General features: G+C 61.3%; 24 protein-coding genes. 14 read left to right on the forward strand and 10 right to left on the reverse strand.

Features of this window, described 5'->3' with window-relative positions:
• Positions 1 to 103: 103 nt before the first annotated feature.
• The 7 genes from K0H48_RS25095 to bioB all read right to left on the reverse strand — a co-directional run bounded on the left by K0H48_RS25095 (position 104) and on the right by bioB (position 7,257).
• Complete coding sequence (locus tag K0H48_RS25095; RefSeq protein ID WP_219269575.1) at positions 104 to 1,909, reverse strand: phenylacyl-CoA dehydrogenase; 1,806 nt, start codon at positions 1,907 to 1,909, stop codon at positions 104 to 106.
• A 349-nt stretch (positions 1,910 to 2,258) separates the two neighbouring features.
• Positions 2,259 to 2,540 (reverse strand): hypothetical protein, encoded by a 282-nt coding sequence (locus K0H48_RS25100; RefSeq protein ID WP_017138029.1) that lies wholly within the window; start codon positions 2,538 to 2,540, stop codon positions 2,259 to 2,261.
• 106 nt (positions 2,541 to 2,646) lie between these two features.
• Entirely contained in the window at positions 2,647 to 3,327 is a 681-nt protein-coding gene (gene bioD, locus K0H48_RS25105; protein ID WP_219269577.1) for a dethiobiotin synthase, read from the reverse strand.
• Positions 3,324 to 4,136 (reverse strand): malonyl-ACP O-methyltransferase BioC, encoded by an 813-nt coding sequence (gene bioC / locus K0H48_RS25110; protein WP_219269579.1) that lies wholly within the window; start codon positions 4,134 to 4,136, stop codon positions 3,324 to 3,326. The genes bioD and bioC overlap by 4 nt, the downstream gene beginning before the upstream one ends.
• A complete protein-coding gene (locus K0H48_RS25115; protein ID WP_219269583.1) occupies positions 4,129 to 4,860 on the reverse strand; it encodes an alpha/beta fold hydrolase in 732 nt (243 codons plus the stop codon). The genes bioC and K0H48_RS25115 overlap by 8 nt, the downstream gene beginning before the upstream one ends.
• Positions 4,853 to 6,034 (reverse strand): 8-amino-7-oxononanoate synthase, encoded by a 1,182-nt coding sequence (gene bioF / locus K0H48_RS25120; RefSeq protein ID WP_219269585.1) that lies wholly within the window; start codon positions 6,032 to 6,034, stop codon positions 4,853 to 4,855. Before bioF ends, K0H48_RS25115 begins: the two co-directional genes overlap by 8 nt.
• 167 nt (positions 6,035 to 6,201) lie before the next feature.
• Positions 6,202 to 7,257, reverse strand: coding sequence for a biotin synthase BioB (gene bioB / locus K0H48_RS25125; RefSeq protein ID WP_219269589.1), 1,056 nt, complete (start codon positions 7,255 to 7,257; stop codon positions 6,202 to 6,204).
• Between the two features lie 105 nt (positions 7,258 to 7,362).
• Between bioB and K0H48_RS25130 the strand changes: the two genes are divergently transcribed.
• The 5 genes from K0H48_RS25130 (at position 7,363) to rarD (ending at position 13,120) form a co-directional block, all read left to right on the forward strand.
• Entirely contained in the window at positions 7,363 to 8,100 is a 738-nt protein-coding gene (locus tag K0H48_RS25130) for a ComF family protein (RefSeq protein WP_219269591.1), read from the forward strand.
• A 57-nt stretch (positions 8,101 to 8,157) separates the two neighbouring features.
• Complete coding sequence (locus K0H48_RS25135; RefSeq protein WP_219269593.1) at positions 8,158 to 8,922, forward strand: TOBE domain-containing protein; 765 nt, start codon at positions 8,158 to 8,160, stop codon at positions 8,920 to 8,922.
• A 79-nt stretch (positions 8,923 to 9,001) separates the two neighbouring features.
• Positions 9,002 to 10,900, forward strand: coding sequence for a PhoX family phosphatase (locus K0H48_RS25140; protein ID WP_219269595.1), 1,899 nt, complete (start codon positions 9,002 to 9,004; stop codon positions 10,898 to 10,900).
• A 176-nt stretch (positions 10,901 to 11,076) separates the two neighbouring features.
• The gene (locus tag K0H48_RS25145; protein WP_056857817.1) at positions 11,077 to 12,051 is read left to right on the forward strand and encodes a serine/threonine protein kinase; all 975 of its coding nucleotides are present in this window, start codon (positions 11,077 to 11,079) and stop codon (positions 12,049 to 12,051) included.
• 184 nt (positions 12,052 to 12,235) lie between these two features.
• Positions 12,236 to 13,120 carry an EamA family transporter RarD gene (rarD, locus tag K0H48_RS25150; protein ID WP_017138019.1) on the forward strand — a complete coding sequence of 295 codons (885 nt, stop codon included), beginning with the start codon at positions 12,236 to 12,238 and terminating at the stop codon, positions 13,118 to 13,120.
• 223 nt (positions 13,121 to 13,343) lie between these two features.
• Here rarD and K0H48_RS25155 read toward each other — a convergent pair whose 3' ends face one another.
• On the reverse strand, positions 13,344 to 13,856 hold the full coding sequence (locus K0H48_RS25155; RefSeq protein WP_219269597.1) for a glycine cleavage system protein R: 513 nt from the start codon (positions 13,854 to 13,856) through the stop codon (positions 13,344 to 13,346).
• Between the two features lie 267 nt (positions 13,857 to 14,123).
• On the opposite strand from K0H48_RS25155, the gene K0H48_RS25160 reads away from it, so the two are divergent.
• On the forward strand, positions 14,124 to 16,301 hold the full coding sequence (locus tag K0H48_RS25160; protein WP_219269600.1) for a malate synthase G: 2,178 nt from the start codon (positions 14,124 to 14,126) through the stop codon (positions 16,299 to 16,301).
• Positions 16,302 to 16,372: 71 nt separating this feature from the next.
• Here the strand turns inward: K0H48_RS25160 and K0H48_RS25165 are convergent, their stop codons facing one another.
• Positions 16,373 to 16,759, reverse strand: coding sequence for a hypothetical protein (locus K0H48_RS25165; RefSeq protein ID WP_219269604.1), 387 nt, complete (start codon positions 16,757 to 16,759; stop codon positions 16,373 to 16,375).
• A gap of 129 nt (positions 16,760 to 16,888) precedes the next feature.
• Positions 16,889 to 17,335 (reverse strand): response regulator, encoded by a 447-nt coding sequence (locus K0H48_RS25170; RefSeq protein ID WP_219269612.1) that lies wholly within the window; start codon positions 17,333 to 17,335, stop codon positions 16,889 to 16,891.
• Between the two features lie 247 nt (positions 17,336 to 17,582).
• Between K0H48_RS25170 and K0H48_RS25175 the strand changes: the two genes are divergently transcribed.
• From K0H48_RS25175 to K0H48_RS25210, 8 genes are all read left to right on the forward strand, one after another.
• Positions 17,583 to 19,505 carry a putative nucleotidyltransferase substrate binding domain-containing protein gene (locus K0H48_RS25175; protein WP_219269615.1) on the forward strand — a complete coding sequence of 641 codons (1,923 nt, stop codon included), beginning with the start codon at positions 17,583 to 17,585 and terminating at the stop codon, positions 19,503 to 19,505.
• The gene (locus K0H48_RS25180; protein WP_219269617.1) at positions 19,502 to 20,209 is read left to right on the forward strand and encodes a 3'-5' exonuclease; all 708 of its coding nucleotides are present in this window, start codon (positions 19,502 to 19,504) and stop codon (positions 20,207 to 20,209) included. Before K0H48_RS25175 ends, K0H48_RS25180 begins: the two co-directional genes overlap by 4 nt.
• Positions 20,210 to 20,354: 145 nt before the next feature.
• Positions 20,355 to 20,873: an RNA polymerase sigma factor gene (locus K0H48_RS25185; RefSeq protein WP_219269619.1), complete on the forward strand. Its 519-nt coding sequence runs from the start codon at positions 20,355 to 20,357 to the stop codon at positions 20,871 to 20,873.
• Positions 20,870 to 21,832: a FecR family protein gene (locus K0H48_RS25190; RefSeq protein ID WP_219269621.1), complete on the forward strand. Its 963-nt coding sequence runs from the start codon at positions 20,870 to 20,872 to the stop codon at positions 21,830 to 21,832. The genes K0H48_RS25185 and K0H48_RS25190 overlap by 4 nt, the downstream gene beginning before the upstream one ends.
• Positions 21,833 to 22,037: 205 nt before the next feature.
• Positions 22,038 to 24,467: a TonB-dependent siderophore receptor gene (locus K0H48_RS25195; protein ID WP_219269623.1), complete on the forward strand. Its 2,430-nt coding sequence runs from the start codon at positions 22,038 to 22,040 to the stop codon at positions 24,465 to 24,467.
• A 61-nt stretch (positions 24,468 to 24,528) separates the two neighbouring features.
• Entirely contained in the window at positions 24,529 to 25,632 is a 1,104-nt protein-coding gene (locus K0H48_RS25200) for a PepSY domain-containing protein (protein ID WP_219269625.1), read from the forward strand.
• A complete protein-coding gene (locus K0H48_RS25205; protein WP_219269627.1) occupies positions 25,629 to 25,805 on the forward strand; it encodes a DUF4175 domain-containing protein in 177 nt (58 codons plus the stop codon). Before K0H48_RS25200 ends, K0H48_RS25205 begins: the two co-directional genes overlap by 4 nt.
• Positions 25,806 to 25,840: 35 nt before the next feature.
• Entirely contained in the window at positions 25,841 to 26,470 is a 630-nt protein-coding gene (locus tag K0H48_RS25210) for a glutathione S-transferase family protein (protein WP_219269631.1), read from the forward strand.
• Positions 26,471 to 26,504 lie beyond the last annotated feature (34 nt).

Here is a 26,504-nt window from a genome sequence, read left to right on the forward strand (position 1 = left end):
GCAGCCAAAGGCAATCCCTGAGTGCTGTGCTGTGTTTTTTATCGCGCATAAAAAAACCGCCGCTCCCAAAGGCAGCGGCGGTTTTCAAGAGAACCGGCTGGGCTTAGTAAGCCAGGCCGAAGTCTTCTTCTTTCATGTCCATCAGGTTGTTGGCGCCCGACAGCATGGTGACCTTATGGGTCTGGGTACGCGGCAGGATGCGCTGGAAGTAGAAGCGCGCAGTCTGCAGCTTGGCGGTGTAGAACGCCTCTTCGGTGGTGCCGGCAGCCAGTTTTTCGGCGGCCAGGCGTGCCATGTCGGCCCAGAAGTAAGCCAGGCACGCGTAGCCGGAGTACATCAGGTAGTCCACCGAGGCGGCACCGACTTCTTCACGGTCTTTCATCGCGGCCATGCCGACCTTCATGGTCAACTCGCCCCACTCTTTGTTCAGTGCCGCCAGCGGAGCAACGAATTCTTTGACGGCTTCGTTGCCTTCGTTGGCCTGGCAGAACTTGTGCACGATCTTGGTGAAGCCCTTGAGCGCTTCGCCTTGAGTCATCAGCACTTTACGGCCCAGCAGGTCGAGTGCCTGGATGCCGGTGGTGCCTTCGTACAGCATCGAAATGCGGCTGTCGCGCACGTTTTGCTCCATGCCCCACTCGGCGATAAAGCCGTGGCCGCCGTAGATTTGCACGCCGTGGTTGGCCGATTCAAAACCGACCTCGGTCATGAACGCCTTGGCGATCGGGGTCATGAAGGCCAGCAGGCCATCGGCTTGCTTCTTGGCTTCGTCGTCGGTGCCGTACTTGACGATATCCACTTGCTTGGCGGTGAAATACACCATCGCACGGTTGCCTTCAGCGAAGGCTTTCATGGTCAGCAGCATGCGGCGCACGTCAGGGTGCACGATGATCGGGTCGGCGGCCTTGTCTGGCGCTTTCGGGCCGGTCAGGGAGCGCATTTGCAGGCGGTCGCGAGCGTATTTCAGGCCGCCCTGGAAGCCGATCTCTGCGTGGGACAGGCCTTGCAGCGCGGTGCCCAGGCGCGCGGTGTTCATAAAGGTGAACATGCAGTTCAGGCCTTTGTTCGCCGGGCCGATCAGGAAACCGGTGGCCGCGTCGAAGTTCATCACGCAGGTGGCGTTACCGTGGATACCCATCTTGTGTTCCAGGGAGCCACAGGTCACCGCGTTGCGCTCGCCGACCGAGCCGTCTGCGTTCGGCAGGAACTTAGGCACGATGAACAGCGAAATACCTTTGGTGCCGGCCGGTGCGTCCGGCAGGCGGGCCAGTACGATATGGACGATGTTGTCGGCCATGTCGTGTTCACCGGCCGAGATAAAGATCTTGGTGCCGGAGACTTTGTAGGAACCGTCGGCCTGAGGCTCGGCCTTGGTGCGCAGCATGCCCAGGTCGGTGCCGCAATGCGGTTCGGTCAGGCACATGGTGCCGGTCCACTCACCCGAAACCAGCTTGGTCAGGTAAGCGTCTTGTTGTTCCGGGGTGCCGTGCTCGGAGATGGTGTTCATCGCACCGTGGGACAGGCCAGGGTACATGCCCCACGACCAGTTGGCGGCGCCGACCATTTCGCTCACGGCCAGGCCCAGGGATTCCGGCAGGCCTTGGCCACCGTGCTCCACGTCGTGGGCCAGGCTTGGCCAGCCGCCTTCGACGAACTGCTTGTAGGCTTCTTTGAAACCAGTAGGGGTTTTTACGCCTGACTCGCTCCAGGTACACCCTTCGATGTCACCCACGCGGTTCAACGGTGCCAGCACTTGCTCACAGAACTTGGCGCCTTCCTCAAGAATGGCGTCAACCATGTCCGGGGTAGCGTCCTGGCAAGCCGGCAGGCTCTGATAGTGCGCTTCATAACCGAGCAGTTCGTCACGAACGAAGCGAATATCACGCAAGGGGGCCTTGTAGTCAGGCATAGCGATAAACCTCTGCTGATGTATCTGGGATGAACAACCGCGTGGATTTGTTATGGCGGTCAAACAGGTGTTTGAAACATACGTTTACGACCTGGGGTTGTCAAGCATCGCACCGAAGCCGTTTGTCCTGACGTGAGTCAACTCCAGGCACGGCAAGGCCTGAGGCGGGATGCCACGTGATTTGAAAGTGTAGAAGTTCTGAAGGACGAATCAGGACAATGTGGGAGCTGGCTTGTGTGGGAGCTGGCTTGCCTGCGATGCAGGCGCCGCGGTGTATCAGGAGGATTGAGTCGATGCTATCGCAGGCAAGCCAGCTCCCACAGAAGAGCCGGCGCGTGCCCGTAGAAAGTTAAGCGTAGGTATCGATCAACGTGCCAAGCATTTCATCCGAAGCCTTGGCGACTTTCGCGCCCAGCTCCACTTGGAATTTGCCTTGGGCCATTTCGACCATGTTGCTCGCCGAGTTGGACGGCTGGGCGCGATCGTTGGCTTGCAGACGATCGCTTTGTGCATCCGAGGGCTGGGTGGTCGCGGCGCCGGCGATTTTGCCGGCGGCCTGGTCGACGCGGTTCTGCCCGGCCTGAATGGTGCTCAGCCCCGAATAAAACGCGCTGCTTCCAGAGATTTCCATGGCGTAAGCCTGCCTTTAGAGAATCGTGAACTTGAATTGAAGCAGACATCCTGTCAAAACGCCCGTCAAAAACACTAATGGCATAATGCCTTAGCGATAGCCAAAATCAGTCAAGCAGGTCCAATTCCAGGTACTCGGCCACCGCTTTTGCGCTTGCCTGCTTGAGCTTCGGCACGCGCCCCAGGCACGGCGCCGGCAACCGCTCTGCCAGGGTGGCGAGGTTCTCTTCCAGACGAGAGGTCTTGGGGTCGATGATATTCGCCACCCAACCCGCCAACGGCAAACCGTCGCGTGCAATGGCTTCGGCAGTGAGCAAGGCATGGCTGATACAACCCAGACGCACGCCCACCACCAGGATTACCGGCAGCTTGAGCGCGATGGCCAGGTCCGACAGGTTGGCCTGATCGGCCAACGGCACTCGCCAGCCGCCTGCACCTTCGATCAAGGTGAAATCCGCGTGCTGCGCGAGTATGTGCTGCATCGGTTTCAACAGTGATTGCACCGTCAGCGCCACACCCGCCTCCCGCGCAGCCAAGTGCGGCGCAATCGCGGGCTCGAAGGCCACCGGGTTGACCTCGGCATAGGTCAGCGGCAGCGAACATTCGGCCAGCAGCGCCAAGGCGTCGGCATTGCGCAACCCTTTAGGCGTGAGCTGGCAGCCTGAGGCCACCGGTTTTCCGGCGGCGGTGCTTTTACCCGCAAGCCGCGCGGCATGCAGCAGCCCGGCGGCGATGGTGGTTTTGCCCACATCGGTGTCGGTGCCGGTGATGAAATAAGCAGCGCTCATAACGGTTTCTCCAGTACGGCGTACACCACTTGGTACGTGGCGGGCAGGCCCTGGGCCTGGCGGAACTGCTCGTAAGCGTGCACCAGTGCAACAATCCGCGCGCGGCCCGTCAACCCTCCCGGCCGACCGGGGTTGAGGTTATGCGCGCCCAACGCCTTGAGTTCGTGGGTCAGGCTGCGCACATCCGGGTAATGCAGCACGTGGGGCTGGCGCTCCAGGCTCAGCACCCGCAAACCGCTGGCAGCGCACAGCTGTTGGTAGGCCTCGAAGGTGCGGAAGCGGTTGACGTGAACCAGGCCATCCGCCGCACGCCAGCTTTGGCGCAACTCGTCCAGGGTGCCCACGCACAGGCTCGCAAATGCGAACACTCCCCCGGGTTGCAGCACACGATAGGCCTCACTGAGCACCGCGTCGAAATTAGCGCACCACTGCACCGCCAGGCTGGAGAACAGCATCTCGAAGCTTCCAGCCGCCAGCGGCAAGCGCTCGGCATCACCCGCGATAAAGTGCTGCGCGCCACCCAAAGGCCGCGCATGGCTAAGCATGCCTTCGGCAATATCCAGCGCTACGCCTTGGCTTGCGGGCAACAGTTCGCCCAGCGCACGGCTGAAATAACCCGTGCCGCAGCCTACATCCAGCCAGCGCCGGGGCGCGATGGCCGCCGGCAAGCGGGACATCAGCGCATGCCCGACTGCGCGCTGCAACTCGGCCACGCTGTCGTAGCTGGCGGCGGCGCGGGAAAACGAGGCCGCCACCTGGCGCTTGTCCGGCAAGCCGCCCGGCAGTGGCGGCTGGGATAAATCAGTCATCGACACACTCATGCAAAAAAGCCTGGATGGCCCCCGCTACACCGTGAGGGTCTTCCAGAAGAAACGCGTGACCGGCCTGTTCAATCAGGCCGATTTCTACATCGGGCAACAGCGCCAGCAAAGCACTCGCGGCTTCGGCGGGCACCAGCTCATCCATGCCCGCAAACAAGTGCAGTTGCGGGCCGCGATACGCCTGCAAAGCGGCGCGGGTATCCAGTTGTGCAAGCAACTCCAGACCTGGCATCAACACGCTGGAAGGTGCATTCGGTGCGCCGCCGACCAACAAACGCGACAGCCCGCGCGGGTCTGCGGCACCTTTGGCGCACAGCAAACCGAAACGTTTGAGGGTGACCTGAGAGTCGGCATGGCAACCCGCGAGAAACGCATCGAACGTCTCGGCAGGCATCGCACTGGGCCAGCCTTCATGGGCGACAAAACACGGGTTGCTCGCCAACGTCAGCAGCCCGCAGCAGCGTTCGCCGCGCCGCGCCGCCAGCTCGGAGGCGAGCATGCCGCCCAGGGACCAGCCGCCCAGCCAGGCGTTGTCCGGCAGCGTGGCGTCGAGCTCGTCGAGCCATTCATCCAGATCGCTGGAAGCCAGCACGGGCAACGGCTCGATATGCACTTGCAAGTGTTCGTCCAGCCCCTGCAAGGCGGCAGCCAGAGGCTCCAGCGGTGACACGCCGAGCCCCCAACCGGGCAGCAATACCAGTCGATCACGCATGGTCGGGCTCCGTAATACTTAACAACCGGAAACACTCATCCAATCCGTTTAACAATAGCTGCACCTGGGCCGCGCTGTGGGCTGCCGTCAATGTTACGCGCAAACGCGCACTGCCGGCCGGCACGGTCGGTGGGCGGATGGCCGTGACCATCAGGCCGCGCTCGCGCAACATCTGCGACAGGCGCATGGCGGTGGCGCTGTCGCCGATCAAAATCGGCTGGATTGGCGTAAAGCTGTCCATCAGCTTTAAGCCGATCTGCTCGGCGCCCTGGCGGAACTGGCGGATCAGGCCGTTGAGGTGCTCACGCCGCCAGTGCTCGGTGCGCAACAGCTCCAGGCTCTTCAAGGTGGCGCAGGCCAATGCCGGTGGCTGGCTGGTGGTGTAGATGTAGGGCCGGGCGAACTGGATCAGGCTTTCGATCAGCTCTTCACTGCCCGCCACAAACGCCCCGGCCGTGCCGAAGGCTTTACCGAGGGTGCCGACCAATACCGGCACATCTTCCTGGCTCAAGCCGAAATGCTCGACAATGCCACCGCCCGTAGCGCCCAACGGGCCGAAGCCATGGGCGTCATCGACCATCAACCAGGCGCCTTTGGCGCGTGCCTCACGGGCCAGCGCAGGCAGGTCGGCCAGATCGCCGTCCATGCTGAACACGCCATCGGTGACCACCAATGTATTGCCGGTGGCCTTCTCCAGGCGCTTGGCCAGGCTGCTGGCGTCGTTATGCAGATAGCGGTTGAAACGCGCCCCGGACAGCAGCCCGGCATCCAGCAGCGAGGCGTGGTTGAGTCGGTCTTCCAGCACCGTATCGCCCTGCCCCACCAACGCGGTGACCGCGCCCAGGTTGGCCATATAGCCGGTGGTAAACAGCAGCGCGCGCGGGCGCCCGGTGAGGTCCGCCAGCGCTTCCTCAAGTTCATGGTGCGGCGTGGCATGGCCGATCACCAGGTGCGAAGCGCCACCGCCCACGCCCCAACGGGACGCACCGGCGCGCCAGGCTTCGATCACTTGCGGGTGATTGGCCAGGCCCAGGTAGTCGTTATTGCAAAACGCCAACAGCGATTGGCCATCCACTACCACTTGCGGGCCTTGCGGGCTCTCAAGCAAAGGGCGTTGGCGATAGAGATGTTCGGCCCGGCGGGCAGCGAGGCGCGCGGCGAGATCAAAAGACATGCAGGCCTCGGCAGATCAAAGAACTTGAGACTGAATGCGGTCAACTGTGGGAGCGGGCTTGCTCGCGAATGCGGTGTGTCAGTAAACACACCCGTTACTGAACCACCGCTTTCGCGAGCAAGCCCGCTCCCACAGTTGGATTGCATTCCAAAGGTTGGAGCTGGGCGTTAAACCACCGCGTTATAAAACTGCTCGCTGCTCTTTTGCTCCACCAACGCCTGCTCAATCGCCGCCTGATGCACTTCATCGGCGTGCTCTTCACGCGCTTCCGGCAAGATCCCCAGGCGCGAGAACAGTTGCATGTCCTTGTCGGCCTGCGGGTTGGCGGTGGTCAGCAACTTGTCGCCGTAGAAGATCGAGTTGGCGCCGGCAAAAAACGCCAGGGCCTGCATCTGCTCGTTCATGGCCTCACGACCGGCCGACAGGCGCACATGGGACCGCGGCATCAGGATGCGCGCCACGGCGAGCATGCGGATAAAGTCGAACGGGTCGATGTCTTCGGCGTTTTCCAGCGGCGTACCGGCGACCTTCACCAGCATGTTGATCGGCACCGACTCCGGATGCTCCGGCAGGTTGGCCAGTTGGATCAGCAGGTTGGCACGGTCGTCGAGGGACTCGCCCATGCCGAGGATGCCGCCCGAGCAGATCTTCATTCCCGAATCACGCACGTAGGCCAGGGTTTGCAGGCGCTCGCCGTAAGTGCGGGTAGTGATGATGCTGCCGTAGAACTCAGGCGAGGTGTCGAGGTTGTGGTTGTAATAGTCCAGGCCGGCCTGGGCCAGCGCTTCGGTCTGGTCCTGATCGAGTCGGCCGAGGGTCATGCAGGTTTCCAGGCCCATGGCCTTCACGCCTTTGACCATTTGCAGCACATAGGGCATGTCTTTGGCCGACGGGTGCTTCCAGGCGGCACCCATGCAGAAGCGCGTCGAGCCGATGGCTTTGGCGCGGGCCGCCTCTTCGAGGACCTTCTGCACTTCCATCAGCTTTTCTTTTTCCAGGCCGGTGTTGTAGTGGCCCGACTGCGGACAATATTTGCAATCTTCCGGGCAGGCGCCGGTTTTGATCGACAGCAAGGTCGAGACCTGCACGCGGTTGGCGTCGAAATGCGCGCGGTGCACGGTCTGCGCCTGGAACAACAGGTCATTGAAGGGTTGCACAAACAGCGCTTTGACTTCGGCTAAAGACCAATCGTGACGCAGGGTGGCAGAGGTGCTGGCGCTCATGGGCGATTCCTTGATTATGCTTGGGCTTACGCTGCGGGAAGGGCAATACCCGAAATACCCACAGTCAGTCGCGACACGGATGCTCGGCATATTTAAGGAAGATTCATGCACTGTCAACCTGGATACAAACACCAAGTTTACATCTGGTTAGAAAACAACCAATTCTGTTTAATTTGCGATGAAGCAACAAACACCCACCACACGGTGTGCAACGTCTGCGAAACCGAGCTGCCCTGGCTGTTGGAGCACTGCGAGGTGTGCGCCCTGCCACTGCCGATGGAAGGTTTGATCTGTGGCGCCTGTCAAAAAAAGCCGCCTGCCTATAAACAGGTGATCGCCCCCTGGACCTACGGTTTCCCCGTCGACACCCTTATCAGCCGCTTCAAGCACCAATCGCGCTGGCCCCTCGGCCATCTGCTCGCCCGCTTGCTGGGGCAGTATCTGCAACACCGTTTCGACGACACCGGACTCACCCGCCCCGACTGCCTGCTGCCGGTGCCCATGGCGCGCAAGCGTCTGCGTGAGCGCGGCTTCAACCAGGCGCTGATGCTGGCCCGTTGGCTCAGCGAAGATCTCGACCTCCCACACGATGAACACCTGTTGTTACGCCCCCATGAAACCGTCGCGCAACAAGCCCTCGACGCCAAGACCCGCCAACGCAACCTGCTCACGGCGTTTGCGCTGGCACCGGGTGCCCAGGTGCAGGGCCGCCACTTCGCGCTGGTGGACGACGTACTCACCACCGGCGCCACCGCCCACAGCCTGGCCCGGCTGTTGATGGCCGCCGGCGCCCGTCAGGTCGATGTGTTCTGCCTGGCCCGCACGCCAAAACCGGGCACATGACTTGACTCGCGTGCGCCGCGCCTGCAACGTCCGCTGACCTCATCGAAGCGTATCCACATGTCCCTGCCGACCTCACTCAGCCAACACATCATCCGCCGTCCCCAGCGCATCGCCTTGCTGGCGCATATTGCCGAGCAGGGTTCGATAACCCGCGCGGCCAAGAGCGCCGGCCTGAGTTACAAGGCTGCGTGGGATGCGATCGACGAGCTGAACAATCTCTCGCAAAAACCGCTGGTGGAGCGCAGCGTCGGCGGCAAAGGCGGCGGTGGCGCCAAGCTGACGGCCGAGGGTGAGCGTGTGCTGCGCCTGTACCAACGCCTGCAAGTGTTGCAAGCCGAAGTGCTCGGTTCGGATGAGGACGCGAGCGACTTCAACCTGCTCGGCCGCTTGATGCTGCGCACCAGCGCGCGCAACCAGTTGCACGGCCAGATCAGCGCCATCGAACACCAGGGCCGCAATGACCTGATTCGCCTGCAACTCTCGGGCGGCTTGAGCCTGAATGCGCAGATCACTCACGACAGCACGCAGCGCCTGGAGCTGGAAACCGGCGTTGAAGTGGTCGCCTTGATCAAGGCCGGATGGCTTGAATTGCTCGACATCGGGCAGGCTGCAACACCTGGACACAATTGCATGAGTGGTGTGATCGAGACGATTCTCGACGCCGACGACGGCCCCAGCGAAGTGCGCATCACCCTGCCCAACGGCCAGGTTTTATGCGCCCTGGCGCAGCCCGCCGCGCTCAAGGCACTGGATGCCGTCGAAGGCGCGCCGGTTCAGGTGCAATTCTCACCCAACAATGTGCTGCTCGGCACACCGGTCTAGGCGCCCGCCGTCTTCAAGCTGCAACAAATTCGTCACGCGCGCTCCTTAAGGTGTCTGCAAAAACCGCAGGGAGCCTGAAATGAGCCTATTAGAAGAAAACCAAGCCACCGACTTTGAACAGATGGTCGGCCTCACCCGCCGCCGCTTTATCGGCGCTGGTGCCCTGTGCGGTGCCGCGATGTTCCTGGGCGGCAACTTGCTCACCCGCAGCGCACTGGCCGTGAACGCGGCCACCGCCAGCCCCTTGCTGGGCTTTACCAGCATCGCCGCGGCCACCAGCGACGCCATCACCTTGCCGCCGGGTTACTCCGCCTCGGTGCTGATCAGTTGGGGCCAGCCGCTGCACAAGAACGCGCCGGCCTTCGACCCGTCCGGCAACGGCACCGCCAAGGCCCAGGAACAGCAGTTCGGCGACAACAACGACGGCATGAGCCTGTTCGCCTTCCCCGGCGACAACAACCGTGCGCTGATGGCCATCAACAACGAATACACCAACTACCGCTACCTCTACGCCCATGGCGGCGCGCCGCAATCGGCCGAAGATGTGCGCAAGGCCCAGGCCAGCGAAGGTGTGTCGGTGATCGAAGTGCGCCGCAAGGGCGATACCTGGCAGTTCGTGCAGGACTCGCGCTACAACCGCCGCATCCACGGCAACTCGCCGATCCGCCTGGGCGGCCCCGCGGCCGGTCATGCCTGGCTGAAAACCAGCGCCGACAAAACCGGCAAGAAAGCCCTCGGCACCTTCCAAAACTGCGCCAACGGCAAGACGCCGTGGGGCACTTACCTGACCTGCGAAGAGAACTTCACCGATTGCTTCGGCAGCAGCAACCCGCAACAAAGCTTCGATGTCGGGCAAAAACGCTACGGCGTAGTGGCCGCCAGCCGCGAGATCAACTGGCACCTGCACGACCCGCGCTTCGACATGGCCAAGAACCCCAACGAACTCAATCGCCACGGTTGGGTGGTAGAAATCGACCCGTTCGACCCGCAATCCACGCCGGTCAAGCGCACCGCCCTGGGCCGCTTCAAGCACGAAAACGCCGCACTCGCCGAAACCCGCGATGGCCGTGCCGTGGTGTACATGGGCGACGACGAACGTGGCGAGTTTATCTACAAGTTCGTCAGCCGCGACCCGATCAACCATCACAACCCTAAAGCCAACAAGAACCTGCTCGACCACGGCACCTTGTACGTGGCGATTTTCGATGCCGGCGATGGCAATGCCGACCACCCCAAGGGCAAGGGCGAATGGGTCGAACTCACCCACGGCAAAAACGGCATCGACGCCAGTTCGGGTTTTGCCAGCCAGGCCGAAGTGCTGATCCACGCGCGCCTGGCCGCCAGCGTAGTGAAAGCCACACGCATGGACCGCCCGGAATGGATCGTGGTCAGCCCCACCGACGGCCAGGTCTATTGCACGCTTACCAACAACGCCAAACGCGGCGAAGACGGCCAGCCGGTAGGCGGGCCGAATCCGCGTGAGAAAAACGTCTACGGCCAGATCCTGCGCTGGAAAGCCGATGCGGATAACCACGGCGCCAACACCTTCACCTGGGATTTGTTCGTGGTGGCCGGCAACCCCGGTGTGCATGCCGGTACGCCAAAAGGCGGCTCGTCCAACATCAACCCGCAAAACATGTTCAACAGCCCCGATGGCCTGGGGTTCGACAAGGCCGGGCGCTTGTGGATCCTCACCGACGGCGACTACAGCAACAAGGGCGACTTCGCCGGCATGGGCAATAACCAAATGCTCTGCGCCGACCCCAACACCGGGGAAATCCGCCGCTTCATGGTCGGGCCGGTGGCGTGCGAGGTTACGGGTATCAGCTTCTCGCCGGACCAGAAGACCCTGTTTGTGGGGATTCAGCATCCAGGGGAAACCGGTGGTTCGACCTGGCCGGAGCATCTGCCAAACGGCAAGCCGCGTTCGTCGGTGATAGCGATTCGGCGTGATGATGGTGGAATAGTCAGCGCCTGACAGGGCCTCGTGGCGAGCGGGCTTGCCCCGCGTTGGGCTGCGCAGCGGCCCCAAAACAGCGGGAGCGCTGCGCACTCCAACGCAGGGCAAGCCCGCTCGCCACAAACAGCCACCACCTGCCTATGCTGTTACCATACCCGGCCGGACGCGGCGCCCTGCTGCGCGCAGGAGTTCGCATGGCCCATCCGTTTGAAACACTCACCCCCGATTTAGTACTCGACGCCGTCGAAAGTATCGGCTTCCTCAGCGATGCGCGCGTGTTGGCGCTCAACAGCTACGAAAACCGTGTGTATCAGGTGGGTATCGAAGACTCCGAGCCGCTGATCGCCAAGTTCTACCGCCCGCAGCGCTGGACCAACGAAGCGATCCTCGAAGAACACCGCTTCACCTTCGAACTGGCCGAGTGCGAAGTGCCAGTGGTTGCGCCGCTGGTGCATAACGGCGAAAGCCTGTTCGAACACGCCGGCTTTCGCTTCACGCTGTTCCCACGCCGTGGCGGCCGTGCGCCGGAGCCGGGTAACCTGGATCAGCTCTATCGCCTCGGGCAATTGCTCGGCCGTTTACACGCGGTGGGCTCCACCCGCCCGTTTGAACACCGCGAAGCCCTGGGTGTGAAGAACTTCGGTCACGATTCCCTCAACACTTTGCTTGAAGGCAATTTCATTCCCAAAAGCCTGCTGCCCGCTTACGAGTCTGTCGCACGCGACCTGCTCAAGCGCGTGGAAGAGGTGTACAAGGCCACACCGCACAAGAACATCCGTATGCACGGCGATTGCCACCCCGGCAACATGATGTGCCGCGACGAGATGTTCCACATCGTCGACCTGGATGACTGCCGCATGGGCCCGGCCGTGCAGGACCTGTGGATGATGCTCGCCGGTGACCGCCAGGAATGCCTGGGCCAGCTGTCGGAATTGATGGACGGCTATCAGGAGTTCCACGACTTCGACCCACGCGAACTGGCTTTGATCGAACCCCTGCGCGCCTTGCGCCTGATGCACTACAGCGCCTGGCTGGCGCGACGCTGGGATGACCCTGCATTCCCGCACAGCTTCCCGTGGTTTGGCAGCGAGCGGTATTGGGGCGACCAGGTGCTGGCATTGCGCGAGCAACTGTCGGCGCTGAATGAAGAACCCCTGAAACTCTTCTGACTACCGATCGTCCCCACGCTCCGCGTGGGAATGCATCCTGCGACGCTCCGCGTCACGCACCTCAACTGCGGACGCAGAGCGTCCAACACGGCATTCCCACGCAGAGCGTAGGAACGATCATCCCATTGCCTGACAAAAATCCTTACAATCGCGCTTTGTAAGCTGCCTGAGCAAGGATTCTGCAATGCACGCCGCCAACCCCCGCAAGGGGTACATCCTGGGCCTGAGTGCCTATGTCATCTGGGGTCTGTTCCCACTTTATTTCAAAGCCATCGCCAGTGTGCCCGCCGCCGAGATCATCGTGCACCGCGTGTTGTGGTCGGCGCTGTTCGGCGGCTTGCTGCTGATGGTGTGGAAGCACCCCGGCTGGTTCCGCGAACTGCGCGACAACCCCAAACGCCTGGCGATTCTGGCACTCAGTGGCTCGTTGATTGCGGCCAACTGGCTGACCTATGTATGGTCGGTGAACAGCGGACGCATGCTCGAAGCGAGCTTGGGTTACTACATCAACCCGTTGGTGAATGTGCTGCTGGGCATGCTGATCCTGGGCGAGCGCCTGCGCCGTCTGCAGTGGATCGCCGTCGGGCTGGCGGCGGTGGGTGTGGCGCAGCAAGTGTGGCAAGTCGGCAGCCTGCCGTGGGTGTCGCTGGTGCTGGCGCTGACCTTCGGCTTTTACGGCTTGATCCGCAAACAGGCGCCGGTCAAAGCGCTGCCAGGGCTGGTGGTGGAAACCTGGATGCTGGTGCCGATCGCTGTGGCCTGGTTGCTGTTCAACCCGTCGGCCCATAGTGCGCAGCTTGAGTTTTGGAGCACCTCCGAAGCCTGGTGGCTGGTGGCCGCAGGCCCGGTCACGCTGATTCCGCTGGTGTGTTTCAACGCCGCCGCACGGCATTTGCCCTACACCGCGCTGGGCTTTTTGCAGTACGTGGCGCCGACGCTGGTGCTGTTGGAAGCGGTGTTGCTGTTCGGTGAGCACCTGGCGACCAGCACGCTGATTGCTTTCGCCTTTATCTGGGCGGGCCTGGTGGTCTACAGCCTGGATGCCTGGCTGACGGTGCGCAAACGCTGATCAAATAACGTACAAACCCCTGCAAGCCACGGTGCACGTGGCTTGCAGGCATTCACCCCAAGGTTATCCACAACCTGATCCCCGCCATTTGTGCACAAGCCATTGAAACTGCTCGTTTTTTGCTCAATAGCCAGAGAAGCCCGGCCGGCGTGGCCTGGCGCCGGGTCTCTACAGGTTATCCACAGGCCCATGCAAGATTTCCATGCATAACCCTGTGGGCCGATTACTCCTCGTGGTGCAATTCCACCATCAAATCATCGGCCAGGGTTTCCAGGGACAGTTGCAAGGTATCCAGGGATAACGCTGCCGGCACCTGCAACAGTGCTTCGGCAGTGAACAGTGGATCACCGCTCATGGGCGCGGGACGCACATCCGTGCTCAGGCTTGCCAGGTTCACGCCTTGTTTGCTCAGCAGCGCGGTTATTTCGCGCACGATGCCCGCGCGGTCATTGCCCACCAACGTCATCATGATCGATTTGGACGCCGAGGCCTGCCCGCTGCTGCCCTCGCCCACAAGCACACGAATGCCGTGGGTGGATAAGTCCTCCAGCGCGCCGACCAGGGCCTGACGCTGTTCCGTCGGCACACTGACCCGCAAAATCCCGGCAAACTGCCCGGCCATGTGCGCCATACGGCTTTCCAGCCAGTTGCCGCCATGGGCAGCAATGTTCTGCGCGATGCGTTCAACCAAGCCGGGTTTGTCGGCGGCGATAATAGTGAGTACAAGATGGTCCATGGCGAAGCCCTCTGGAATTCAACCTACAAGGTGGACGCAGGCGCCCTCAAAAACAAATCGTGTACCATTTTTATATTTATCTGGAACAATCTAATAGTTTTTTGAGAACATCTGATTCTCCGCTGTGACCGTACGACCAAAATGGGTCGCTAAACGACGTATTTAGTCTAATTTTCACAACCGCAAGTCATCATGTAGTATGCCCAACCGTGCACTACATAATGAAAATCTGAAACAGCGCATAAGCTCCGCAGAGTGAGGCAAGCAATGACTGAACACGTTCAAGTCGGTGGCCTGCAGGTCGCCAAAGTCCTGTTCGACTTCGTGAACAACGAAGCCATTCCCGGCACCGGCATCACTGCCGACCAGTTCTGGGCCGGTGCCGACAAGGTCATCCACGACCTGGCACCGAAGAACAAAGCCCTACTCGCCAAACGCGATGATTTCCAGGCGCGGATCGACACCTGGCACCAGACCCACGCCGGCAAAGCCCACGACCCAGTGGCCTACAAAGCCTTCCTGCAAGATATCGGCTACCTGCTGCCAGAAGCCGCAGATTTCCAGGCCTCGACCCAGAATGTCGATGACGAAATTGCCCGCATGGCCGGTCCACAGCTGGTGGTGCCGGTGATGAATGCCCGCTTCGCCCTCAACGCCTCCAATGCCCGCTGGGGCTCGCTGTATGACGCGCTGTATGGCACCGATGCCATCAGCGAAGCCGACGGTGCCGAGAAGGGCAAGGGCTACAACAAAGTGCGTGGCGACAAGGTGATTGCCTTCGCTCGTGCTTTCCTCGACGAAGCCGCGCCGCTCACCGCCGGCAGCCACGTCGACTCCACCGGTTACAAGATGGTGGATGGCAAGCTCATCGTCAGCCTCAAGGGCGGCAGCAACAGCGGCCTGCGCGACGATGCACAGCTGATCGGCTTCCAGGGCCCTGCGGCCGAGCCGATTGCGATCCTGCTGAAACACCACGGCCTGCACTTCGAAATCCAGATCGACGCCAGCACCCCGGTCGGGCAGACCGATGCCGCCGGCGTCAAAGACGTGCTGATGGAAGCGGCGCTGACCACCATCATGGACTGCGAAGACTCCGTCGCCGCCGTCGATGCCGATGACAAAGTGGTGATCTACCGCAACTGGCTCGGCCTGATGAAGGGCGACCTGGCCGAAGAAGTGGCCAAGGGCGGCAAGACCTTCACCCGCACCATGAACGCCGACCGCGTCTACACCGGCGTGGATGGCAAGGACGTAACTTTGCACGGCCGTTCGCTGTTGTTCGTGCGCAACGTTGGCCACTTGATGACCATCGACGCGATCCTGGATAAAGACGGCAACGAAGTACCGGAAGGCATCCTCGATGGTCTGCTCACCAGCCTGGCGGCGATCCACAGCCTCAACGGCAACAGCAGTCGCAAGAACAGCCGCACCGGTTCTGTGTACATCGTTAAACCGAAGATGCACGGCCCCGAAGAAGCCGCGTTCACCAATGAGCTGTTTGGCCGCATCGAAGACATGCTGAACCTGCCACGCAACACCCTCAAAGTCGGGATCATGGACGAGGAGCGCCGCACCACGGTCAACCTCAAGGCCTGCATCAAGGCGGCCAGCGAGCGTGTGGTGTTTATCAACACCGGCTTCCTCGACCGCACCGGCGATGAAATCCACACCTCCATGGAAGCGGGCGCGATGGTGCGCAAAGCCGCCATGAAGGCCGAAAAATGGATCGGCGCCTATGAAAACTGGAACGTCGATATCGGCTTGAGCACCGGCCTGCAAGGCCGTGCGCAAATCGGTAAAGGCATGTGGGCCATGCCCGACCTGATGGCGGCGATGCTTGAGCAGAAAATCGCCCACCCATTGGCCGGTGCCAACACCGCCTGGGTGCCATCGCCGACGGCGGCTGCGCTGCATGCGCTGCATTACCACAAGGTTGATGTGTTCGCCCGCCAGGCCGAACTGGCCAAACGCGAGCGGGCTTCGGTAGACGACATCCTGACCATTCCTCTGGCCAGCAACACCGATTGGTCCGAAGAAGAAATCCGCAACGAACTGGACAACAATGCCCAGGGCATCCTCGGCTATGTCGTCCGTTGGATCGACCAGGGCGTCGGCTGCTCGAAAGTGCCGGACATTAACGACGTAGGCCTGATGGAAGACCGCGCCACCCTGCGCATCTCCAGCCAGCACATCGCCAACTGGTTGCGCCACGGCATCGTCAATGAAGCCCAGGTAATGGAAAGCCTCAAGCGCATGGCGCCGGTGGTGGACCGTCAGAATGCCGGGGATGCGCTGTATCGCCCGTTGGCACCGGATTTCGACAGCAACATCGCGTTTCAAGCGGCGGTGGAGTTGGTGATTGAAGGGACTAAGCAGCCGAATGGGTATACCGAGCCGGTGTTGCATCGCAGGCGTCGGGAATATAAGGCGAAAAACGGCATTTAATCAGAAAACAACTCCCTGATCTGCGGATCAGGGAGTTCAAGCCTACACATAAACTTACCTCTCCGATTTCATCATGGGATGTATTTGATAACAGCCGCCCCCTTAAATAGGTACTTCTTCCCGGGTACTTTTTCATAGTTGGCATCTATTGTTATTGTTTGATGATCGCCATCGTCCGAAGCGACCACAGTAACTTTCCCGTCCAAACCGCGGGCGTCTCCGTCACCAAAGAACTGTAGCCCCCAAGGATGACTTGCTGGGTATTCAAACGAATAGGTTTCACCGTTTTTAACGTCACGAGGGTAAACAATGGATAGGATTGTTTTGCCTTTTTCGTCAAAAGCAACGAAATTGTTGGCGCTCCCTTCAACCTTATCCAAATCAAACTCAAGGTGGGGTTTGTCGTTATAGGTAACTTTCAGAGTTGCCGAACCTTCGAACTTGCTTTTAGTCGCCATTACCATCTCCTGTTCAATGAATATTTAAAGTAACGATCTCTGCGCGTCACTTCACCCAGTAAACAAGAGCTTATTCAACTTTCCTACTGTGAACATTGACAGGTAAAAAATAAAACTGACCAACGGCAACTACTGCGCCATCCCCAATTCCCGCTTGACCATCTTCGCCAACTTCACGCTATCAATCGGCTTGAGCAAAAAATCCACCACGCTCAAATGCATCGCATCAATCACATCCGGCGCTTCCGCGTCCCCCGACATGATGATGATCGGCAACGCCGCACGGGTTGAATCGCGCACCTTGCGAATCAATTGCAGGCCGTTGCTGGGCGCCATGCGCAAATCGGTGATCAGCAAACCGATGGAGCTGCTGGACTCCAACAAATCCCACGCTGTCTCGCCACTGTCAGCGGTCATGCAGCGAATGCCGTCCAGGCCCAGGATTTCCGCCAGCAGTTCACGTGCGTCCTTGTCGTCGTCGACAATCAACACCCGTTGTGGCGGCAGATCGGGCTCCAGCATCACGGCGCTCAGCGCCTCGCGCTCGGCATCACTTAAAATATCGTGGTCGGACATACGTTTCTCAGCAGTTCTATTCAATCTCCCAGCACACTCGTCAGACATCTGCGGAAGGGCGAACAATGTGCACTTCGTCGGAAAGTTTGCCTAGTGGGCGTTCTACGGGGTTTGGACGATAGTCATGTAAGGTTTTTCCCTAGTCGTAGTGGGTTTTGTCCAGACCTAGACTTACGTCCAATGGGCACCCGCCGCGCGGGAGTCGACCATGCAGGACGATAACGACAAAAAAACTGCGGTCACTGTTATGAGTAAAGCTGATGCTTTCACGCAGGCGGGAAAAACCGCCGTGTTGCAGAACATCCACGGCACCCTGCAATTCCTGCAACGCTTCCCCCCGTTCAACCAGATGGAAAACGCCCACCTGGCGTTTTTGGTCGAACAGTGCCAACTGCGCTTCTATGGCCCCGGCGACAGCATTCTCAAACCGTCCGGTGGGCCGGTAGAACACTTCTATATCGTCAAGCAGGGCCGCGTCGTCGGCGAGCGGCCGGACTCGACGCAAACCACCTTCGAAATCACCACCGGCGAGTGCTTCCCCCTCGCCGCGTTGCTGGGTGAGCGTGCGACCCGCACCGAGCACAAAGCCGCCGAAGACACCTTCTGCCTGCAACTCAACAAGCCGGCGTTTATCAAGCTGTTCGCCCTTTCCAGCCCGTTTCGCGATTTTGCCCTGCGCGGTGTCAGCAGCCTGCTGGATCAGGTCAACCAACAGGTGCAGCAAAAGGCTGTGGAAACCCTGGGCACCCAGTATTCGCTGAACACCCGCCTGGGCGAATTGGCCATGCGCCACCCGGTCACCTGCAGCCCGACCACGCCGCTGCGCGAGGCGGTGACGCTGATGCATGAGCAACAAGTGGGCAGCATCGTGATCGTCGATGAGCACAAGGCGCCGCTGGGGATTTTCACCTTGCGCGACCTGCGCCAGGTGGTCGCCGACGGCACCGGCGATTTCAATCAAGCCATCGCTGGCCATATGACCCAGGCACCGTTCTTTTTAAGCCCGGACCACAGCGCTTTCGATGCCGCCATCGCTATGACCGAGCGGCATATCGCGCATGTGTGTCTGGTGAAAGACCAGCGCCTGTGTGGCGTGGTGTCCGAGCGCGACCTGTTTTCCTTGCAACGGGTCGACCTAGTGCACCTGGCTCGCACCATCCGCAACGCACCCCGGGTGGAAAACCTGGTGGTGATTCGCGGCGAGATTGGCCAGTTGGTGGAACGCATGCTGGCCCATGGTGCGTCGTCCACCCAAATCACCCACATTATTACCCTGCTCAACGACCATACCGTGTGCCGGGTGATCGAACTGACCCTGGCCGACAAAGGCGACCCTGGCGTGCCCTTCACCTGGCTGTGTTTCGGCAGTGAGGGGCGCCGCGAACAAACCCTGTTTACCGACCAGGACAACGGCATCCTGTTCGAGGCCAAGGACGCCGCCGAAGCCGCCGAGATTCGCGGCCGCCTGCTGCCCCTGGCGCAGCAGATCAACCAGAGCCTGGCGCTGTGCGGCTTCAGCCTGTGCAAGGGCAATATCATGGCCGGCAACCCCGAGCTGTGCCTGTCGCGGGCCGAATGGGCGCGGCGCTTTGGTGCGTTTATTCGCGAAGCCACGCCGGAGAACCTGCTGGGCTCGAGCATCTATTTTGATTTGCGCGTGGTGTGGGGCGACGAGCGCGGTTGCGAGCAACTGCGCCAGGGCATCCTCGATCAGGTGGCCGATAACCGGTTGTTCCAACGCATGCTGGCCGAGAACGCCTTGCGCCAGCGCCCGCCGGTCGGGCGTTTCCGCGACTTTGTGCTGACGCGCAAAGGCGCCGAAAAGGCCACGCTCGACCTCAAGGTGCAGGGCCTTACACCTTTTGTGGATGGCGCGCGCCTGTTGGCCCTGGCCAATGGCATTCACACCAACAACACTTTGGAGCGCCTGCGCCAACTGGTAGCCAAGGAGGTCATCGAACCGCTGGATGGCGCCGCCTATGAGGAGGCCTATCACTTTATCCAGCAAACCCGCATGCAGCAGCATCAGTTGCAAACCCGCGAGAACCTGCCGTATTCCAATCGTGTCGACCCCGACAGCCTCAACCATTTGGACCGGCGCATCCTGCGTGAATCCCTGCGCCAGGCCCAACGCCTGCAAAGCAGCCTGACATTTCGGTATCAGCTGTGAGTTTTTTCGGTTGGCTGCATAAGAAAAAGCCTGGGCTCGACGCTGATCAGAAGCAGCGCCTGGCGCAATTGCCCAAGCCCGCAGTGTTAGGCGACGGGTCTCTACGCGGGCAGCGCTGGGTGGTGGTCGACCTGGAAACCAGCGGCCTGAATCTCAACCGCGACCAGGTGTTGTCCATCGGCGCAGTCGTGATCGAGGATGGCGCAGTGGATTTCTCGCAGATGTTCGAGCGCACCCTGCATCGGGCCAACACCAAGGTTGGCCCCAGTGTGCTGATCCATGGCCTCGGCCCCAGCGCGATTGCCGCCGGCAGCGACCCGGCCGAAGCCTTGCTGGACTTTATGGCCTTTGTCGGCGACAGCCCGTTGCTGGCGTTCCATGCGCCGTTCGACCAACACATGTTGTGCCGGGCGCTCAAAGACAGCCTGGGTTATCGGCTGGCCCACCCGTTCCTCGATGTAGCCGACATCGCCCCGCTGTTGTGCCCCGACGCGACTATCCGTGAGGCCGGGCTCGACGACTGGATCAACCACTTCAAGCTGCACGTGGGCGAACGCCATCACGCCAGCGCCGATGCGCTGGCCACGGCGGAGCTGATGCTCATCCTGTTCAGCCGTGCGCGCCAACAGCAAATCGACAGCCCACATGCGCTGCAAGAGCGCTTGAGCCAATGGGCACGGCGCAAACAAGCGCCCTCGTTCTAGGGGACGCGGAGCGTCCCAGGAGGCGTTCCCACGCAGAGCGTGGGAACGATCGTCCGACAGACGCCAATTGCGCAGGCTCACAGCCTCTGACACAATCGCGAATAATTCTCGTTAGTTTAAACCCCCTTGTTTATTCGGTGATGCCTTGTCGTCGGTCCAAACCCCACACAGTGAGCTTGTTGGCGCGTTGTATCGCGACCATCGTGGCTGGCTGTTGGCGTGGCTGCGACGCAATGTGGCCTGCCCGAGCCGCGCCGAAGACCTGAGCCAGGACACCTTCATGCGCCTGCTGGGCCGTGAAGAGTTGCGCGAACCGCGCGAGCCACGCGCGTTTCTGGTGGCCATCGCCAAAGGCTTGCTGTTCGACTACTTCCGCCGCGCGGCGTTGGAACAGGCCTACCTCACTGAGTTGATGCTGATCCCGGAAAGCGAACACCCCTCGCCCGAACAACAGCAACTGATCCTCGAAGACCTCAAGGCCATCGACCGCCTGCTCGGCAAGCTGTCGAGCAAGGCCCGCGCCGCCTTCCTCTATAACCGCCTCGACGGCCTGGGCCACGCCGAAATCGCCCAGCGCCTGGGCGTGTCGGTGCCGCGTGTGCGCCAGTACCTGGCCCAGGGCATTCGCCAGTGCTACATCGCGCTGTATGGCGAGCCACTGTGACAGGCGCCAAACCGGTCACGGCCCGCGTGCTGGATGCGGCGATTGCCTGGCAACTGTCGCTGGACTCGGGCGCCGGCAACGCGGTGGAACAGGAAGAGTTCGGCAAATGGCTGGCCAGTGATGAAGAACACGCACGCGCCTGGCGCCAGTTGGGCATGCTCGACCAGCGCTTCAGCGTGGCCTCGGGCCCGGCGCGGGCGGCGTTGATGCAGTCACGCCAAGGCATTCGCCAGCGCGTGCGCAAGTTGGGCAGCGGTTTGGCCAGCATCGCGCTGGTGATTGGCTTGGCGCTGTTTGCCGGTGAGCGTTACGTGCCGATCCACTATTGGCTGGCCGACCAGCGCACGGCTACCGGCGAGCAACGCACGCTGAAGCTGGCCGACGGCACACTGGTCAACCTCAACACCCACAGCGCCATTGACGTGCGCTTCGATGAAAAACGCCGGCTGATCGTGTTGCAGGAAGGCGAAATCCTCGTCGAAACCGGCCACAACGATACGCGCCCGTTCTACGTGCAAACCCGCGACGGCAGCCTGCGAGCCCTGGGCACGCGGTTTATCGTCAAGCGCGAAGACGACGCCACGCGCCTGAGCGTGCTGCAATCTGCCGTGGCCGCCCAGCCTGAGGCGCTGCATCAGGAACAGATTTTCAAAGCAGGCCAACAGGTGCTGATGCGCAGCGACGGCCTCGGCCCTGCGCTGGTGGTGACACCCGCCGCAGACGCCTGGACGCGCGGCATGCTGGTAGTCGACAACGCCCGCCTGGGCGATGTTGTTGCCGAGCTCAGTCGTTACCGCACCGGCTACCTGGGCGTGGACAAAAACGTGGCCGACCTGCGCATCACCGGCAGCTTCCCGCTGCACGACACCACCTTGGCGCTCAATGCCCTGCTGCCGACCCTGCCGGTGCAAATCGAGCAGCACACGCCGTGGTGGGTCACCGTTAAGGGTAAGCCTTAGTTTTTTTGTGCCAGGGCGATCGCCTTCGCAGGCAAGCCAGCTCCCACATTTGGAATCGTGAACACCGTTAAATGTGGGAGCTGGCTTGCCTGCGATGAGGCCCTCAAAGCCACCTCAGAAAAATATTTTCACCCAGCCCTATCACTTTTTGATTCTCGTCCGGCACCTAGGCAATTGAGAAATATTTTCATTCAGGAGCCGCCCTATGTCCCGCACGCTAGACACCTTGTTGCGCCCCAGCCTGTTAGCCGTCGCCATTGCCCTCAGCGCCCCGCTGACGAGCACCGCGCTGATCGCCGCCGAGCAAGCTTCCAGCGTGCGCGCCTATAACCTGCCGGCTGCGCCCTTGGCCAGCACCCTGAACCAGATCGCCAGCCAGGCCGGTCTGGCGCTGACGCTTAACCCTTCGCTGGCAGCGGGCAAGACCTCGGCACCGGTCAAAGGCCAGTTCGATGCCCAGGGCGCGTTGCACGAGGCGTTGCGTGGCACGGGCTTGCAGTTGGAGCAGAGCAGTGCGGGGACGTTTACGCTGGTGGCCATTCCTGAAGGTGTCGTGGCACTGCCAGAGACCAGCATCATTGCCCAGGGCAGCGATGAAAGTGCCTGGGGCCCTGTCGACGGCTACCTGGCCAAGCGCACTGCCGCCGGCACCAAAACCGACACCGCGCTGGTCGAAGCCCCGCGCTCGATCTCCGTCGCCACCCGTGAGCAGATGCAGGACCGCAACGTCCAGAACCTGGATGACGCGGTTAAATACATGCCAGGCATCGTGTCCGCCAGCTACGGCAGCGACACCCGCTATGACTGGATGCGCGTGCGCGGCTTCGAGCCCACCCAATTCCTCGACGGCCTGCCACTGCCACGCGGCGTGTACGCCAACCCGAAAGCCGAAACCTGGAACCTCGACCGCCTCGCCCTGCTGCGCGGCCCGGCCTCATCGGTTTACGGCCAAACGCCACCGGGCGGCCTGTTGGACATGGTCAGCCGTCGTCCCAGCGCCGAACAAAGCAGCGCCATCCAGGTGCAATACGGCAGTGACAACTACCGCCAGATCAACTTCGCCAGCACTGGCAAGATCGATGATGAAGGGCAGTTCCTGTATGGCCTCAGCGGCGTGGTGCGCGATGCCGGCACCCAGATCGATCACATCGACAACAAGCGCTACAACATTGCGCCGAGCCTGACCTGGAACATCGACCCGGATACCAAGCTGACCTTACTGTCGCAGTTCACCCGCGACGATACCGGCGCCACCAGCCAGTTTTTGCCGATCCAGGGCACCAAGATCAAATCGCCGCTGGGTGATATCTCCCATCACAAAAACCTGGGCGACCCGAACTACGAGTTCTACGACCGCACCTACTACGCATTGGGCTATGCCTTTGAGCATCGCCTCAATGACACCTGGCAGTTCCGTCAGAACCTGCGCTACACCAAGTCGGAATTGTCATTCCAGACACTCACTGTAGGTGCGTATCCCTACACCATGGTTGACGCAGACGGTAACGTTGGCCGCACGTCGACAAACGTGGACGAGAACATCGGCCAATTGGCCCTGGACAACAACTTCCAGGCCGACTTCGCCACCGGCGACATCTCCCACACCCTGCTGCTCGGCCTGGATCACCAGCGCACCGACACCTCGTACCTGTCGATTTACGGCGACGGCCTGAAGACCAACGTTAACAATCCGATCTACGGCCAGCCCATCGTTCGTCCCGCTCGCTCCGGGGCGTATTACGACTACAACCAGAAGACCGTGCAGACCGGCCTCTACGCTCAAGACCAGATGGCGCTTGACCAATGGCGCCTGACCTTGGGCGGCCGCGAAGACTGGGTGCATCAGGGCACCACGTACTTCAACCAGAAAGATGCGACCAATACCGACCGAATCAAACATTTCAGCGGCAACGCCGCACTCAGCTACGTATTTGATTCCGGCTTCGTACCCTATATTTCCTACGCAGAATCCTTCCAACCGGCGAGCAATGCCAGCGTCTCGGCGACCGAGTCGTACAAGCCCACCGAAGGCAAACAGTGGGAACTGGGTATCAAGTACCAGCCGCCTGGCTCGAACACACTGCTCACTGCTGCCGTGTATGACCTGACCCAGAAAAACGTGCTGGTAACCACCACTACCGCTGGCAGCATTCCAGTCACCAACCAGACCGGTGAAGTGAAAGTCAAAGGCCTGGAACTGGAAGCCGTGTCTGATGTGACCGACAACCTCAAAGTCATCGCTTCCTATACCCTGGCCAAATCCGAAGTGCAAAAAGGTGACTACAAAGGTAATCGTCTGCAACTGATGCCAAACCAGCAAGCAACCCTGTGGACAGATTACACCTGGCACACGGGTGTCCTCGACGGCTTCGGTATTGGCCTGGGTGCTCGCTACACCGGCAATACCTACGGCGACCAAGGCAATACGTGGTTGGGCAAGGCCGACGCCTACACCGTGTTCGATGCGGCGGTGCACTACGACCTCGGTCGTCTGGACAACAGCCTCAAAGGTGCCTCGGTGAAACTGAACGCCACCAACCTGTTCGACAAGGACTACATTTCAACCTGCGATGGTTTCTATTGCTATTACGGCGACCAACGCAGCGTCGTCGCCAGCGCCACTTACCAGTGGTAATCGGCTGAGTTAACAACCGGGCCGCCCCTGGGGCGGCTTTGGTGTGTCTGAAGGCTAGAAAATGAAAAGCAAAACCATACGCCGCTGGTCCTTCATCCACACCTGGACCAGCCTGATCTGCACGGTGTTCCTGCTGCTGCTCGCCCTTACCGGCCTGCCGCTGGTGTTTCACCACGAGATCGACCATCTGCTGGGCAACGAGCCGGAACTGGCGCAGATGCCCGCCGATACGCCGCAACTGAACCTTGAGCAGTTGGTGGCCAAAGCCCAGGCTCATCGCCCCGGCGAGGCCATGCAGTACCTGGCGTGGGACGAAGACGACAAGAACGGTGTGATTGCGATCATGGCCGCCACGGCGGGCACCGAGCCGAATTCATCCCACACCTTCATGCTCGATGCGCGCACCGGCGAGGCGGTGGAAACCCCGGCGGCCAATGGCGGGCTGACGCTGTTCCTGCTGCGCTTGCATACGGACATGTTCGTCGGCCTGCCGGGCAAGTTGCTGCTGGCGTTCATGGGCATTCTGTTCGTGGTGGCGATTGTCTCGGGTACGGTGCTGTACCTGCCGTTCATGCGCCGGTTGAAGTTCGCCACCGTGCGCAAAGACAAATCCACGCGCCTACGCTGGCTCGACCTGCACAACCTGATCGGTGTGGTCACGCTGACCTGGGCGCTGGTGGTGGGTGTGACCGGCGTGATCAGCGCCTGCGCCGACCTGATCATCGCCGCCTGGCGCCAGGACAGCCTCAGCGCCATGATCGAGCCGTACAAAAACGCGCCGCCGCTGAGCCAACGCGCACCGGCCACCGAATTGCTGAGCATCGCCGCCAAGGCCGCGCCCGGCATGGAGCCGGACTTTATCGCCTTCCCCGGCACACGCTTTTCCAGCGAGCACCACTACGCGGTGTTCATGAAGGGCAGCACGCATTTGACCTCGCACCTGCTCACGCCGGTGCTGATCGACGCCAGCACCCTGGCCGTCACCGCCATCGCCGAACGGCCGTGGTACATGGACGCCATGGGCATGTCCCAGCCGTTGCACTTTGGCGACTATGGCGGCATGCCGATGAAGATCCTCTGGGCGGTGCTGGATGTGCTGACCATCATCGTGTTGGGCAGCGGGGTTTACCTGTGGATAGTGCGGCGCAAGGCGGCCAAGTCATGAAGCCGCGCCAGTCGAGTTTCTGGAAGGTATTCGGCATCCCGCTGGGGATTGGCCTGCTCAGCGCGGCCGGGTTGTTTGCGGCGCTGTTGGGTGACGGGCTGTGGGATTCGGTGAGTTGGGTGGGGTTGGGTATTCCGGCTGCAATTGGGGCTTGGGCGTTGCTCAAGCGCTGAGATAGATTAGCGCTGCCCTTTTCCGAGGAATGCCCATGTCCGCGCCCAGCATGACCTTGTTTCACAACCCCGCCTCACCCTTTGTTCGCAAAGTCCGCGTGCTGCTGATCGAAACCGGCCAGCAAGGCCGCGTGGCCCTGCACGGCTGCATGCCGACGCCGGTCAACCCCGATGCGCAGGTGGTGCAGGACAACCCCGTGGGCAAGATCCCGGCCCTGCGCCTGGCCGATGGTTCGGTGCTGCACGACAGCCGGGTGATCCTCGATTACTTCGACCACCAGCACGTCGGCAACCCGCTGATCCCGCGTGACGGCTCCGCCCGTTGGCGCCGCCTCACCCTCGCCTCGATGGCCGACGGCATCCTGGATGCCGCCGTGCTGGTGCGTTACGAGACCGCCATGCGCCCGGCAGAAAAACACTGGGACCAATGGCTGGAGGGGCAGCGCAACAAGATCCACCGCACCCTCGCCGAGCTGGAAGCCGATGCGATTGCCGAACTGGCCAGCCACTTCGACATCGCCGCCATCAGCGTGGCCTGTGCCCTGGGTTACCTGGATTTTCGCCATCCCGACCTGCAATGGCGCGCCAACCACCCCAAGCTTGCCGACTGGTATGCCGAGGTCAGCCAACGGCCTTCGATGCTGGAAACTCAGCCACCGCTCTAACAGGCTGGAACTCGGTCCCTTGTGGCGAGCGGGG

Origin of the sequence: Pseudomonas sp. Xaverov 259, assembly GCF_019352915.1 — a bacterium.
In the GTDB taxonomy this organism is placed as follows: domain Bacteria; phylum Pseudomonadota; class Gammaproteobacteria; order Pseudomonadales; family Pseudomonadaceae; genus Aquipseudomonas.

What these genes read in the sequence shown, in the direction of transcription:
- K0H48_RS25095 (WP_219269575.1), bottom strand. Translation starts at nt 1,909, where the DNA reads ATGCCTGACTACAAGGCCCCCTTGCGTGATATTCGCTTCGTTCGTGAC.
- K0H48_RS25100 (WP_017138029.1), bottom strand. Translation starts at nt 2,540, where the DNA reads ATGGAAATCTCTGGAAGCAGCGCGTTTTATTCGGGGCTGAGCACCATT.
- bioD (WP_219269577.1), bottom strand. Translation starts at nt 3,327, where the DNA reads ATGAGCGCTGCTTATTTCATCACCGGCACCGACACCGATGTGGGCAAA.
- bioC (WP_219269579.1), bottom strand. Translation starts at nt 4,136, where the DNA reads ATGACTGATTTATCCCAGCCGCCACTGCCGGGCGGCTTGCCGGACAAG.
- K0H48_RS25115 (WP_219269583.1), bottom strand. Translation starts at nt 4,860, where the DNA reads ATGCGTGATCGACTGGTATTGCTGCCCGGTTGGGGGCTCGGCGTGTCA.
- bioF (WP_219269585.1), bottom strand. Translation starts at nt 6,034, where the DNA reads ATGTCTTTTGATCTCGCCGCGCGCCTCGCTGCCCGCCGGGCCGAACAT.
- bioB (WP_219269589.1), bottom strand. Translation starts at nt 7,257, where the DNA reads ATGAGCGCCAGCACCTCTGCCACCCTGCGTCACGATTGGTCTTTAGCC.
- K0H48_RS25130 (WP_219269591.1), top strand. Translation starts at nt 7,363, where the DNA reads ATGCACTGTCAACCTGGATACAAACACCAAGTTTACATCTGGTTAGAA.
- K0H48_RS25135 (WP_219269593.1), top strand. Translation starts at nt 8,158, where the DNA reads ATGTCCCTGCCGACCTCACTCAGCCAACACATCATCCGCCGTCCCCAG.
- K0H48_RS25140 (WP_219269595.1), top strand. Translation starts at nt 9,002, where the DNA reads ATGAGCCTATTAGAAGAAAACCAAGCCACCGACTTTGAACAGATGGTC.
- K0H48_RS25145 (WP_056857817.1), top strand. Translation starts at nt 11,077, where the DNA reads ATGGCCCATCCGTTTGAAACACTCACCCCCGATTTAGTACTCGACGCC.
- rarD (WP_017138019.1), top strand. Translation starts at nt 12,236, where the DNA reads ATGCACGCCGCCAACCCCCGCAAGGGGTACATCCTGGGCCTGAGTGCC.
- K0H48_RS25155 (WP_219269597.1), bottom strand. Translation starts at nt 13,856, where the DNA reads ATGGACCATCTTGTACTCACTATTATCGCCGCCGACAAACCCGGCTTG.
- K0H48_RS25160 (WP_219269600.1), top strand. Translation starts at nt 14,124, where the DNA reads ATGACTGAACACGTTCAAGTCGGTGGCCTGCAGGTCGCCAAAGTCCTG.
- K0H48_RS25165 (WP_219269604.1), bottom strand. Translation starts at nt 16,759, where the DNA reads ATGGCGACTAAAAGCAAGTTCGAAGGTTCGGCAACTCTGAAAGTTACC.
- K0H48_RS25170 (WP_219269612.1), bottom strand. Translation starts at nt 17,335, where the DNA reads ATGTCCGACCACGATATTTTAAGTGATGCCGAGCGCGAGGCGCTGAGC.
- K0H48_RS25175 (WP_219269615.1), top strand. Translation starts at nt 17,583, where the DNA reads ATGAGTAAAGCTGATGCTTTCACGCAGGCGGGAAAAACCGCCGTGTTG.
- K0H48_RS25195 (WP_219269623.1), top strand. Translation starts at nt 22,038, where the DNA reads ATGTCCCGCACGCTAGACACCTTGTTGCGCCCCAGCCTGTTAGCCGTC.
- K0H48_RS25200 (WP_219269625.1), top strand. Translation starts at nt 24,529, where the DNA reads ATGAAAAGCAAAACCATACGCCGCTGGTCCTTCATCCACACCTGGACC.
- K0H48_RS25205 (WP_219269627.1), top strand. Translation starts at nt 25,629, where the DNA reads ATGAAGCCGCGCCAGTCGAGTTTCTGGAAGGTATTCGGCATCCCGCTG.
- K0H48_RS25210 (WP_219269631.1), top strand. Translation starts at nt 25,841, where the DNA reads ATGTCCGCGCCCAGCATGACCTTGTTTCACAACCCCGCCTCACCCTTT.